Source organism: Clostridioides sp. LIBA-6622 (assembly GCF_056716095.1).
Genome location: NZ_CP196998.1, coordinates 3008067 through 3020770 on the forward strand (window position 1 = coordinate 3008067; position 12704 = coordinate 3020770).

Here is a 12704-nt window from a genome sequence, read left to right on the forward strand (position 1 = left end):
TGTTTTAACTATATCTCAAATTCATCTAAGCTTAATTCTGAACCTATATTTACTATTATTGTATCACAACCTATTTTAAGTATATCATTCCAAAATATAACTTCTTCATCCCCTCCTCTTGAAAAAAAATTTCTACTTCCATCTCCAAAAATGGTAAATGAGACTACCTTTCCCTCATGAATATCCATATCTATGTCTATTATAAATCCCATCCTTTTTCCATTTTTTACATTTATAATTTCTTTTTCCATTATATCAGAAACTCTAATCATATTATACTCACCCTTTCTTTAAAAATAAATATGTATTGAAGTAAAAAAAAATGACCTATATAGGTCATTTAAATTTAAAATAATGTTTACAGTCCATGGATTACTTATACATATTTTCTCATATTTTTTAAAGCATTTTTTTCAATTCTTGATACTTGTGCTTGAGATATACCGATTTCATCAGCAACTTCTATCTGAGTTCTTCCTTTATAAAACCTTAAATCTAATACCAACTTCTCTCTACTATTTAATTTCTTGATAGCTTCTTTAAGTGATATTTCTTGTAACCAGTTTTCATCAGTATCTTTTTTGTCTTGAACCTGGTCCATAACAAATATTGCATCTCCATTATCTTGATATACTGGGTCAAATAGAGATATAGGGTCTTGTATTGCATCTAGTGCCATTACAACTGACTCAACTTCTAATTCTAACTCTTTTGCTATTTCTGATACTGTAGGTTCTTTAGAGTTTGTTCTAATTAATCTTTCTCTAACTTGTAGTGCCTTATATGCTATATCTTTTAATGACCTACTTACTCTAATTGGATTATTATCTCTTAGATATCTTCTAATTTCTCCTATAATCATAGGAACCGCATAAGTCGAAAATCTTACATTTTGACTTAAATCAAAGTTATCTATAGCTTTTATAAGACCGATACAACCTATTTGAAATAAATCGTCTATATTTTCTCCTCTGTTGTTAAACTTTTTTATTACACTCAAGACTAATCTTAAATTTCCTCTTACAAACTGTTGTCTAGCTTCTTCGTCACCACTTTTTATTTGTAATAAAAGTTCCTTCATTTGCTTATTTTTAAGAACTGGAAGTTCCGATGTATTAACACCACATATTTCAACCTTATTAACTTGCATACATTTTCAGTCCTCTCTCAAAAGTATTCATCTATTGAAATTATTTACATTTCCAATTTTTTTATACTTTTTAAGAAGAATTAATTTAGCATTATACAAATTTTTTCATTTCTTTCTGTAATCTTGAAATTATTTTCTTTTCAAGTCTAGATATGTAAGACTGAGATATTCCAAGCATTCCAGCAACTTCTTTTTGTGTTTTTTCGATACCTTTATCTATAAGTCCAAACCTTAATTCCATAATTTGCTTTTCTCTGTCACTTAATCTGTCTAGCGCCATAACCAGTAAATCTCTATCTATTTCTTCTTCGATTATTTTGTATATTTCATCATTTTCTGTACCTAGAACATCAGATAGCAAAAGTTCATTTCCATCCAAATCTATATTTAAAGGCTCATCAAATGATACTTCTGTTTTCTTTTTATTATTTTTTCTTAAGTACATTAATATTTCATTTTCAATACATCTTGAAGCATAGGTTGCTAATTTTATATTTTTATTTAGTTTGAAAGTATTAACTGCTTTTATCAAACCTATAGTCCCTATAGAAATCAAGTCTTCTACATCTATACCTGTATTTTCAAATTTTCTCGATATGTAGACTACTAGTCTGAGATTTCTTTCTATCAAAATTGATTTTACACTTTCATCTGTTTCTAGTTTTTGTAAAATTTCCATCTCTTCTTCTGGTTTTAATGGTGGAGGAAGTATATTCGCTCCTCCCATATAGTATATCCCTTTTGGCTTTATTATTTTTAATTTAATACCTAACATAGTAATAAAGCTTATAATTCTTTCTTTCAATCGTAACATTCCTTGTCCCCCTTAAATTTTCACCTAAAATCCAGGCAATATATTTGGATTCATTATTGCTCCATATTCTCTATCATTAAAATTTGAGATACCAAGTATTATATTTCCTATCTTCTGTTCATCTACTTCTACATAATCAGCTTTTAGACCTATTATTATGCTTGTCTTATTACTTCCAGCATGTTTATAAGGTATTATCCTCACTCTTCCTGAAGTTTTATCATCTAGGCTTCCTATAATCTCTTGTGCTTTCTTCATATCTATATCTTCATAATTAATATTTAATAGATTTTCTGGAATAAACCCTTCTAACACACTTGACTTAACTATTATTACATCACTTTGACTTATTGGGTCTTTTAATAAATTCCCACTATCTACTAAGGCTTTACAACAAAAACTTTTCTCTAACAAGTTTATATTTATAGTCTTTGTAAGTTCCTTGATGTATTTAAGCATTTTCAAGTCTTTATAAATGTACTTTAATAATTCGCAACTTACATAAGTACATGCAATTAAGAAAGATATTTTTAAGTGACTTATTCCTGTAAAATAAATTATAAAATAAGTGCTTCCAGAAATAAAAATGTTCACCAAATAGAAAACTAATGCTACATGAACATAATCTTTTTTACTCTTGCTCCTGAATGAAATTAAAGTTATTATACTCATGATTATTATTTTGAATGGTACTGTGAATAATATGTTCATTGATGGATACAAATAAGCAACCGAATAGGCACCTCCTAAGCTAGCCCCCAATAACTTATTTTTTTTAGGATTGTATTTTTTAGTGAGAATAGAAGTACAACTTATAATAATATAATTTATTACTAGGTTTTCTATAACATAGTACTCAATATACACCATGTATCCCCCCTTAAAACCTTTAAACATATTATAAGATAGTATGTACAAAATTTTATGTCACTTTTGATGGTCGAATCCAAAACAAATTCTATTTAAAAGTAACAATGATATATGTCTTATACTTTATGTCGCCAAAAGATATTTTTTTAGTATCAAACAAATAAGCTTTTTTGTAGAATCTAATATATCTAGGTAGAAGTTATTAGTTCTTTTTGGGGTATATTTTTATAAAAAAAGACTATGTAATTTAATAATATATCAAGTAAATTTTTTACTTGTATAAAATCAAATTACATAGTCCATAAATTCAAATTTATATTATTGCGCTAATAATCCATTTGCATATTTTGCAGAATCATCTAGTGCTTGTTCTGGAGTTATGTCTCCAGCTATCATCATTTGAAGTTGTTTCCATAAGTATTCATATATCTCTACTCCATGAGGCCCAACAGTTAATGGTCTATACATATCTTTATCTTTTGTTACCATTTCTTCAAATCTTGGGTCTCCTTGGTATTTTTCCCCTTTTGCAACTGGTGCTCTTGGTATTTCTTTATGGAAAGCTTCCATTGATTCTTTGCTTAACATATATTCAAGAAGTTTAAATCCAAGTTCTTTATTTTTACATGCTGACATTAATGTTAAATCATCTACTGAAGCAAAACTACCAACTGTCTTGTCTTCTAATGAAGTTACATATCCCCAGTTTAAATCTGGAAATGATTTATCAAAAGTACTTGTAGCCGCAGAAGATAACATTATAGTGAATGCAGCTTTTCCTGGCCCAAATACACTTTCAACCATTTCATTACTATCTTTTGATAGAGCATTGTCTGGTATATATTTTTTCATATCATTTATAAAGTTTGCAGCTTTTAAACCTTCTGCATTATTAAATTTAACTGATTTTAAATCATCATTATATATATCTCCTCCAGCTTGCCATAAATAAGGATACCAGTTCCAGTTTAAGCTTCCAAATACTTTAGAACCCCAACCTTGTGCAAGACCCCACTGGTCGATTTTTCCATCTCCATCAGTATCTTTTGTTGCTTTTTCACAGATTCTTTTAAAATCATCCCATGTTTTTGGAGGCTTCTCTCCTAATTTTTCTAGTATATCTTTATTATAGTACAGTACACCTGGATTAGCAGCTTCTATAGGTAATCCATAAATACCACCCATCATTTTTGCATTATCCAAGTATATATAATTATCTGAAGTTCCTGATTTTTCTAGATATGGTGTCAAGTCTTCAACTGCACCCATTTCTATAAATTGAGGAAACATCTCTGCATACATGTATCCTATGTCTGGGCCTTCACCTGCACTTATTGCAGTTGCATATTTTTCTGCATAATTATCCCATGGTACTATCTGGAATTCAATTTCACAATTATTTTCCTTTTCAAATTTCTCCAATATTGGTTTCCATGCATCTGCATCATGGTCTGTCAATGGTGCAGACCACACAACTAATTTTTCTTTACCACCTTTACCTTTAGAATCTTCTTTTTTTGAACACCCAGCAAGAATTGATGTTGATAGGATACCTACCATCACTAAAGAAAGAATTTTTTTTAGCTTAATCATGCTTAATCCCCTTTCAGACTTCAATTTGTCTTTTTCCTCAAATATTTACAATTTAATTCAGATTTAATATTAACAAATAAGACTACCCTTGTCTAATCGCAAAAAACTATACTGGTTCCTGCAACTATCATTTTTTCCTATATATGTTGTTTTAATTCATTTATTAAAAAACTTCTTTTTATATTTCAAAATATTGCAATATATTTTTACGCTTTAGGAACTTAAATTAGGCAAAATAAAAAGAAGTCTACTGACTTCTTTATAAATTTATATATTATCTTCTTCTTCTTAGGAATGTAGGTATCTCCATGCTCTCATCATCATCTTCTTCGATTATGCTTGCTTTTTTAGGAGCTTCTATTTTTTCCTCAACAATTACTTCTTCTTCAATTTCTTTTACAGCTTGTTTTACTGTTGTATTTAATGAAGAACGTATGCTTGACTTAGGCTTAGTATCTAAGTCTAATATCCCACTTTGTAATCCTTCAAATCCTGTTGCGATTACTGTAATCATTATCTCATCACCTAAATCTTCTTTTATAGAAGCACCAAATATAACATTCGCCTCTGGGTCACAGGATTCCATAACTAAAGTAGATGCTTCATTAACTTCAAATAATCCTAAGTTAGGTCCACCAGTAACGTTAAGAAGAACGCCTTTAGCTCCTTGTATTGATGTTTCTAAAAGTGGAGATTGAATAGCTTGTCTAGCAGCATCTATTGCTCTAGTCTCACCACTAGCACTACCTATACCCATATGAGCAAGACCCTTATCTTTCATTATAGTAGTAACATCTGCGAAGTCTAGGTTTATTAAGCCTTCAACTGCTATAAGGTCAGAAATTGATTGTATACCTTGTTTTAATACATCATCTGCAACTGCAAAAGCGTCTAACATTGAAGTATTTTTTTGTACTATTTGTAAAAGCCTATCATTTGGTATTGTTATAAGAGTATCAACTTTTGATTTAAGTTCTGCTATTCCACCTTCAGCATTTTTCATTCTTATCTTACCTTCAAATGCAAAAGGTTTTGTAACCACACCAACTGTAAGTATACCCATTTCTTTTGCCAAGCCTGCAACTACTGGAGCAGCTCCTGTCCCAGTACCGCCGCCCATTCCGGCTGTAACAAAGACCATATCAGCTCCTTGAAGCAATTTTACTATCTCATCTTTACTCTCCTCAGCAGCTCTTTTTCCTACTTCTGGATTTGCTCCTGCACCAAGTCCTCTAGTTAATTTTTCTCCTATTTGAACTTTATATTCAGCTTTTGATGTATATAAAGCTTGTTTATCTGTATTTACTGATATAAATTCAACGCCTTTTAGTTGAGCTTCTACCATTCTATTGACAGCATTGTTTCCACCGCCACCTACACCTATTACTTTAATTTGTGCACATTCTTCTAATTCTACGTCAAAGTTTAGCATCATAAACCCCCTTCTCTCATGATTCAAAGTTATCGTATGTATTAATTATATCATTTTCTTCTTTTATTTTGTTAACCTTTAAGTAACATATTCCACAAAAACGTAAATTTTCCTTTTTAATTTTCTTACTTATATTGTCAAATATTACTCTTGAGTATAAAATAATTTACATATATATCAAATGCTCTTTAATTTCTACGTTTTTTATTCATAATATTGCTAACGACATAACGTCTAATTATGGATAAATTATTAAATAATCTCATACCAAAAACTAATACAGCAACATAGTAAAGAGAAACTCCTAATTTTTCTCCTATATAAGTCAATAGTATAGCTAATATAGCATTACCTATGAAACCAGTAACAAAAATTACATTATCATAGTTATCTTCAAAACTGGATTTTATCGCTCCAAAAATAGAATCCATTATTGCAAGAATAGCTACTGACATATATATAGAATAATCCATAGAATATGTAAATGGAATGTAGTAACCTACTACCACACCAAATGCCAATCCTCCTAAAACCCATATCATAAATCCTCACCTCTTTATTTTACTTTGAAACACAACTATATTACAATCCTTTTTATTAAATTTTCTTATTTTTTCTTTATTTTTTTATATTTTTCGCTTTATTTTGCGAATAAATCCACTTTATTTCCATTATTTTCCACTATTTTTATGTTGATTCCATATATCTCCTTAAGAGACTTAGCATATGATTCTGGAGAATTTATAGCAGCACTCAATAAATCTATATCTCCTATAGCTTTTATTATAAAGGGTTGTCCATATGTAGTATCATTTACTGTAATAGTAGCTCCTGAACATTTTATCTTACTAGTTGATAGTACTCTTTCTCCATTTATAGAAATTGCTTTTGCACCAGCTTTTTTTAAATCATTTAAAACTCTTAAAATATCAATGTCATGTATAATCAAGTCATTTGGGTTCTGCCCATCTTTTAGCTCTCTATCACTATCTTTCATAGTAATAGTTATACCTGGCCCTGTAACAGTTGAATAACCACTTAATTCTTTAACTTCTTCAAGTTCTTTTTTCATAAGTATCTGAATAGATTCATTTCCATTCTCTTTTGCTTCCTTATATTCATTTAAAGTTTTCTTGTTACTTTTAAGCGCTTCTTTTAAATGTTTTATTTCTTTCTTTGTATTTTCTATCTCACTTTCAATATTTTCAGTCTGACTCAATGTTATATATACTTTATTTGGGTCTAGTGACTTTGTATAAGTTGATATGAAAATGCCTAATATGAACGCTCCTAATATAACCATTTTCTTTTTCATACTATTATTTCCTCTCTACTTTGTTTATATCACCATGTCCATCTATTTCTACATTTTCTTCTTTGCTTACTTTTACCTTAGCATTATAATACGTTTCTATTTCCCAGACAATACCATATTTTATATTAAGTGCAGAAGCTAATGTATCAGAATCACCAATTGCTTTTATTATAATTGGTTCTTTTATAACAGTGTCATTCATGTAAAGCTTATCCTCTTTTAAATACATATATGTATTAGAAACTATTCTCTGTCCGTTTATAGATATAGCACTAGCTTGTGCTGAATTTAATTTATTTATCATTGATAGTAATAAATCATAATTATATAGTATACTATCATTTTTATCAGAGCTTCCTAAATCTTTTACAGAATTTATCTCCACTTTTATACCTTTGCCTTCAACATCTGTATATCCAGCCAATGTCTCATATTTTTCTATTTCTGACTTAAGTATATCTTGCTCTCCTTCATCATTTTTACCTCTATAAGTCTCTACATCTTTCTTCACACTATTAATTTCTGATTGTAAATCCTCTTTTTCTTTTTTTAAAGATTTGAGTTCTTCTGTAAGTTGCTCTCCTCTTTTGAAAGTTGTCATACCTCTATTTTCTATATTAATAATTTTAAGTTGCAAACTAACAAGGACACCTAATACAATACTTCCTATGACTATGCTTTTATTTATAAAACTTTTTTTCAATATATCACTTCCTTACGATTGTCTATCCTTCAGGACTATACACAGCTAATTTCCCATAATTAAGATTTATAGTCCCGCCCTTGGTATTTTTATTTTGCAGGTCAATCAGAATTTTACTTACCCTAGATATATTATAATCTAAGTTATCATCATTAGAAAGTAAGATTTTTATATTACTTCTTGTAAGCATATCTATATTGCTTTCTTTTCTTAAGTTTACATAATTTATTTTTCTATAAAGTCCTTCTTCTTTTAAAGAGTTTAAAGTTTTAAATACATTCTCTTTAGTTTTGTAATTCTTAAATTTTATTGATTTATCATCATCAACACTATAATCAACATCTACTACTAAGTCTTTTTTACTTTCATTAGAACCTCTAAGTTCCTCTAATAAGTTACCTTTCTTATCTATATAACAATAATTATCTACATTTTTTAATACTGCAAATATTTCTTTTTCTTTTAAACTTATAATTATTTTATTTGGAAATTTTCTCTTTATTTCTACATTTTCTATATATGGATTTTCCATAAGTTTCTTTTTCATATCTTTAAAATTATATGCAAAGATATTTTCATGTGTATTTGTATTTAGTTCTTTCATTATATTTGATTTAGTGACTCTCTTATTTCCGATTACATCTATCTTCTTTACATCAAATAAATCACTTTTTACAATCATACATATTCCAAAAGATAGCATAAGTATAAAGACTAAAACTATCATGACATTATTCGTATTTAGCTTCCTTTTCTTTTTCAAATATAATCAACCCCTTTGGTTAATAAATACACCTTTAGAGCTTATTTTCCCTACAAGAAAATTATAATATTTAAAGTCAAATTTTTTCATTTTCTTACAAAACATCTAAATAAAATATAAATAAACATAAATAAATCAATGCTTCACCAAAATAAATATAAAAGGTTATATATATATTTCAAACATTTAAACTTGTGTACATACAAATAAACCCCTAATTTATAATAATTTAGAAAATCTAATATATTATAAATCAGGGGTAAATATTGATTTACCTTTTCTTTATTCCAATTACTTTGGCTTGACCTTCTATACTTGGAGTTGCTTCTTTTTTTATTTCTTTTACTTCCTCAACAACCTTTTCTTTTTTTGTTTTTTTAGATGATGATTTTTGTGTTGAATTATATACTTTTATTATCTCATCGTATATAAGGTCTATGGCTTCAGGTTTCCCTATAGTTTTACTTGCATTTGCCATATCAACCAAAAGTTCTCTATCTCCTAAAAGTTTAAATACTGCTGTATTTAGGCTCTCTGGAGTTAGATTTTTTTCTAAAATTGCAATCCCTGCACCTTGCTTTTCTATACTTTTAGCATTATATTCTTGATGATTTTCGGCAGTATATGCTTTAGGTATTATTATAGACGGCTTTCCAAGAGCAGTTATTTCAGCTAATGAAATTGCTCCTGCACTACCTATAACTAAATCACTTGCTGCAAGTGCATTCGCCATATCTTCTAAGTAAGGTACAACCTTTTGGTATGGCTTAAGATTTATATCACTAATACTTTCCATAAACTCATCATAATAGCTTCTTCCTGTAGCAAATATAAAAGCTATATCTTCATTTACCATGTTCTTTATTACAAGTCTCATTGCATCATTTATTTTTCTTGAGCCTCCACTACCACCATAGCAAAGAACCATTCTTTTTTCTTCACTTATTGAAAGATTCTTTCTTGCAATATTTTTTCTTGATAATAAAATTTCTTTTCTAACTGGATTTCCTGTGAAAACTAATTTTTCTTCTGCTGTTTCTGGAAATCTTTTATGTGAATCTTCAAAACTTGTAAGTACCTTTGTAACTGTTTTGGATAAAATCTTATTAGTCACGCCAGGAAAAGAATTTTGCTCATGTATTATGGCTGGTATTTTCCCCATAGATGCATTAAATAAAACAGGTCCACTAACATATCCACCAGTTCCTATAACTACATCTGGTTTAAATTTCTTAACAATCTTTCTTGATTGTTCCAGGCCTTTGAAAAGCTTAAAAACTCTTTTTACATTATCGAAGTCTATTTTTCGCTTAAATCCTTGTACTGTTACAGTCTTTAATTCAAATCCATACTTAGGAACTATTTCTGATTCTATTCCTTTTTCCGTCCCAACAAAAATTATCTCAGCGTCTGGATGCTCATCTCTTATTTTGTTAGCAATAGCTATAGCTGGATACACGTGCCCTCCAGTTCCACCGCCTGATAATAAAACTTTCATCAAATCATCATCTCCTGTTAATTAATTTTGACATGCTTTGAGATGTTTAACACTATACCCACAGCTCCCATAAATATGGTGAGTGAGGTTCCCCCATAACTTATAAATGGTAGTGCTACACCTGTAGCTGGCATTGATGATGTTGCAACTGCTATATTTAAAGCTGCTTGTATTCCAATTTGTGCTCCTATACCTATGACAACCATACAAGCAAATACATTAGAAGTCTTCAAAGCTATTCTTACACATCTGTAGACTAATGCTACAAATAGCATAATAACTATTATACAACCAATCAATCCTAACTCTTCTCCTATTATAGCAAATATAAAGTCATTTTGTGGCTCTGGTATATAAAAATACTTTTGTTTACTCTTTCCTAAGCCTAGACCAAACAATCCACCTGAACCAAGTGCATATAAACCTTGTATTACCTGATACCCCTTACCAAGAGGGTCTTGGAAAGGGTCTAAAAACGATGTAACACGGCTAAGTCTATAGGGTTCAGCAATTACTAATGCAGCAAATAAAGCAGCCCCACTTCCAATCATAGCAAATACAATTTTCATATCCATTCCAGCAACAAATATCATTACAAATGTAACTAAAATTACAGTACCTGCTGTTGATAGATTTGGCTGAAGTATTATCAACGCAAAAAATATCCCTGGAACTACGAGAAGTGGTACAACACCTTTTGTCAAAGATTTTATCTTATCATAATTTTTTTCAATTAATTTTGCAGTTAATATTATTGTAGCAAACTTAGCTATTTCTGCTGGCTGAAATGTTAAAGCACCTATTCCTAACCATCTTTTTGCTCCGTTTGCTTCTATCCCTAAAGGGGTTAGAACTAACAATAATAACACTACTGCTATGGCTCCAATTGCTGTAGCATTTTTCTTCCAAAAACTATAATCTATCCTTGATGTAATAATCATGACTATAAACCCAAGTATAGCATATATTACATTCTTTTTTAGAAAATAGTACGCATCATTGTGTTTAAATGAAGATTGTATAAAACTTGCACTAAACACCATAACTATTCCTACAAATACTAAAAGCATAGTAGTATAAAATACTACTCCATCAAATTCAGTCTTCATCCTTATGTCAATTTGTTTTTTCAAATTTTCTTTAGGCATCCAACTAATCTACCTCCATTCTTCCATTCAAGTAAGTTTAGAGGTAAGAGATTATTTTAAATTGTTTACATTATCTTTGAAGTCTTTTCCTCTTACTTCAAAACTTTCATACATATCCCAACTTGCACAAGCTGGTGAAAGAAGCACTATATCTCCATTTTTTGAAATCTCATGAGAAGTCTTAACTGCTTCTTCCATATCTTTTACTATATGTATGTCATTAAATCCTTTATTTTTGGCACAATTTTCTATCTTTGATGCAGTTTCTCCTAACAACACTATTGATTTAACGTATGACTTTGCAGTTTCAAAAAGTTCATCAAAATTACTGCCTTTATCCATTCCTCCTGCTATAAGTATTATAGGTCTATTGTAAGACTGCACAGCTTTTATAGTAGAGTCTGGATTAGTTCCTTTTGAATCATTTACATAGATTACATTATCTAAGTTTCGTACAAACTCTTGTCTGTGTTCAACGCCTTTAAATGTCATCAGTACATCCTTTATAACTTCTAAGTTAACTTTACAGACATATGCTATTGCTATAGCTGCCATACAGTTTTCTAAATTATGACCTCCAGGCAAACTTACATCATCTTTATTTAGAAATTTGATTTTATCATCTATATCTATTATTATGTCATTATTTTCTAAATATACTCCTCCATTTACTTTTTGAGTTCTTGAAAAGTAAATTACTTTAGCATTACATTTGTGAGTTAGACCTTTCACTATCTCATCATCGTAATTTAATATACAAAAATCCTCAGCAGTTTGATTCATAAATATATTTGCTTTTGCTTCTATGTATTTTTCCATAGTGTGATGTCTATTTAGATGGTCTTCTGTAATATTTAATATTGCACTTACTTTAGGTCTAAATTCATCTATACTCTCAAGTTGAAAACTGCTTAGTTCAGTTACAAGCACAGAATCTTCATTTGAAGTTTCTATAGTATCTATCACAGGATTTCCTATATTACCAACTACATATGTATCTCTTTTCGCTCTTAAAAAAATTTCTCCTACCAAGCTAGTTGTAGTTGTTTTACCATTTGTACCTGTAATCCCTATAAAAGTTGGATTATTTGATAATTTAAAAGCTAGTTCCACTTCACCAATTATATACTTGCCCGAATTTTTTAATTTCAAGATAAATGGTAGGTCTAGTGGTACCCCTGGAGATACTACTACCATATCTATACTATCTACATCCTCTGGATGATGTCCTAATATGTATTCTATGTCATTTATAGATTTCAATTCATCAAGTATGTTTTTCAATTTATTTTCATCTTTAATATCATTCACTATTATACTTGCACCTAATTTATCTAAATGTTTAATTGTAGATATACCAGTTTTCGCAAGTCCTACTAATAAAACTTTTTTTCCTTTTAAGTTCATTTTTAATTCCC

The 12704-nt window shown here is 29.4% G+C and carries 13 protein-coding genes; all 13 read right to left on the reverse strand.

From position 1 onward, the window contains the following. Positions 1–8: 8 nt before the first annotated feature. Positions 9–272, reverse strand: a complete 264-nt coding sequence (locus ACTG47_RS14320; RefSeq protein ID WP_054271213.1) for a YlmC/YmxH family sporulation protein — start codon at positions 270–272, stop codon at positions 9–11. A gap of 104 nt (positions 273–376) precedes the next feature. Next, positions 377–1150, reverse strand: a complete 774-nt coding sequence (gene sigG / locus ACTG47_RS14325; RefSeq protein WP_169468424.1) for an RNA polymerase sporulation sigma factor SigG — start codon at positions 1148–1150, stop codon at positions 377–379. A 91-nt stretch (positions 1151–1241) separates the two neighbouring features. Continuing rightward, positions 1242–1964: an RNA polymerase sporulation sigma factor SigE gene (gene sigE, locus ACTG47_RS14330; RefSeq protein WP_021385541.1), complete on the reverse strand. Its 723-nt coding sequence runs from the start codon at positions 1962–1964 to the stop codon at positions 1242–1244. A 24-nt stretch (positions 1965–1988) separates the two neighbouring features. Further along, positions 1989–2834: a sigma-E processing peptidase SpoIIGA gene (locus ACTG47_RS14335; RefSeq protein ID WP_079747033.1), complete on the reverse strand. Its 846-nt coding sequence runs from the start codon at positions 2832–2834 to the stop codon at positions 1989–1991. A 318-nt stretch (positions 2835–3152) separates the two neighbouring features. Next, the gene (locus ACTG47_RS14340) at positions 3153–4427 is read right to left on the reverse strand and encodes an ABC transporter substrate-binding protein (RefSeq protein ID WP_169468426.1); all 1275 of its coding nucleotides are present in this window, start codon (positions 4425–4427) and stop codon (positions 3153–3155) included. 274 nt (positions 4428–4701) lie between these two features. Beyond that, complete coding sequence (ftsZ, locus tag ACTG47_RS14345) at positions 4702–5859, reverse strand: cell division protein FtsZ (RefSeq protein WP_021385415.1); 1158 nt, start codon at positions 5857–5859, stop codon at positions 4702–4704. Between the two features lie 188 nt (positions 5860–6047). After that, on the reverse strand, positions 6048–6401 hold the full coding sequence (locus ACTG47_RS14350; protein ID WP_169468428.1) for a small basic family protein: 354 nt from the start codon (positions 6399–6401) through the stop codon (positions 6048–6050). Positions 6402–6499: 98 nt separating this feature from the next. Then, positions 6500–7174 carry a DUF881 domain-containing protein gene (locus ACTG47_RS14355; RefSeq protein ID WP_479925050.1) on the reverse strand — a complete coding sequence of 225 codons (675 nt, stop codon included), beginning with the start codon at positions 7172–7174 and terminating at the stop codon, positions 6500–6502. A 4-nt stretch (positions 7175–7178) separates the two neighbouring features. After that, positions 7179–7877, reverse strand: a complete 699-nt coding sequence (locus ACTG47_RS14360) for a DUF881 domain-containing protein (RefSeq protein ID WP_479925051.1) — start codon at positions 7875–7877, stop codon at positions 7179–7181. Positions 7878–7899: 22 nt separating this feature from the next. After that, on the reverse strand, positions 7900–8640 hold the full coding sequence (locus tag ACTG47_RS14365; RefSeq protein ID WP_479925052.1) for a cell division protein FtsQ/DivIB: 741 nt from the start codon (positions 8638–8640) through the stop codon (positions 7900–7902). 271 nt (positions 8641–8911) lie between these two features. After that, complete coding sequence (murG, locus tag ACTG47_RS14370) at positions 8912–10138, reverse strand: undecaprenyldiphospho-muramoylpentapeptide beta-N-acetylglucosaminyltransferase (protein ID WP_479925053.1); 1227 nt, start codon at positions 10136–10138, stop codon at positions 8912–8914. A 17-nt stretch (positions 10139–10155) separates the two neighbouring features. Beyond that, positions 10156–11286, reverse strand: coding sequence for a stage V sporulation protein E (gene spoVE / locus ACTG47_RS14375; protein ID WP_054274629.1), 1131 nt, complete (start codon positions 11284–11286; stop codon positions 10156–10158). A gap of 51 nt (positions 11287–11337) precedes the next feature. Beyond that, positions 11338–12693 carry a UDP-N-acetylmuramoyl-L-alanine--D-glutamate ligase gene (gene murD, locus ACTG47_RS14380; protein ID WP_479925054.1) on the reverse strand — a complete coding sequence of 452 codons (1356 nt, stop codon included), beginning with the start codon at positions 12691–12693 and terminating at the stop codon, positions 11338–11340. Positions 12694–12704 lie beyond the last annotated feature (11 nt).

Excerpts from the sequence above, each read along its gene's own strand:
- ftsZ (WP_021385415.1), bottom strand. The coding sequence starts at position 5,859 with ATGCTAAACTTTGACGTAGAATTAGAAGAATGTGCACAAATTAAAGTA.
- ACTG47_RS14320 (WP_054271213.1), bottom strand. The coding sequence starts at position 272 with ATGATTAGAGTTTCTGATATAATGGAAAAAGAAATTATAAATGTAAAA.
- sigG (WP_169468424.1), bottom strand. The coding sequence starts at position 1,150 with ATGCAAGTTAATAAGGTTGAAATATGTGGTGTTAATACATCGGAACTT.
- spoVE (WP_054274629.1), bottom strand. The coding sequence starts at position 11,286 with ATGCCTAAAGAAAATTTGAAAAAACAAATTGACATAAGGATGAAGACT.
- ACTG47_RS14340 (WP_169468426.1), bottom strand. The coding sequence starts at position 4,427 with ATGATTAAGCTAAAAAAAATTCTTTCTTTAGTGATGGTAGGTATCCTA.
- murD (WP_479925054.1), bottom strand. The coding sequence starts at position 12,693 with ATGAACTTAAAAGGAAAAAAAGTTTTATTAGTAGGACTTGCGAAAACT.
- sigE (WP_021385541.1), bottom strand. The coding sequence starts at position 1,964 with ATGTTACGATTGAAAGAAAGAATTATAAGCTTTATTACTATGTTAGGT.
- ACTG47_RS14350 (WP_169468428.1), bottom strand. The coding sequence starts at position 6,401 with ATGATATGGGTTTTAGGAGGATTGGCATTTGGTGTGGTAGTAGGTTAC.
- ACTG47_RS14355 (WP_479925050.1), bottom strand. The coding sequence starts at position 7,174 with ATGAAAAAGAAAATGGTTATATTAGGAGCGTTCATATTAGGCATTTTC.
- murG (WP_479925053.1), bottom strand. The coding sequence starts at position 10,138 with ATGAAAGTTTTATTATCAGGCGGTGGAACTGGAGGGCACGTGTATCCA.
- ACTG47_RS14335 (WP_079747033.1), bottom strand. The coding sequence starts at position 2,834 with ATGGTGTATATTGAGTACTATGTTATAGAAAACCTAGTAATAAATTAT.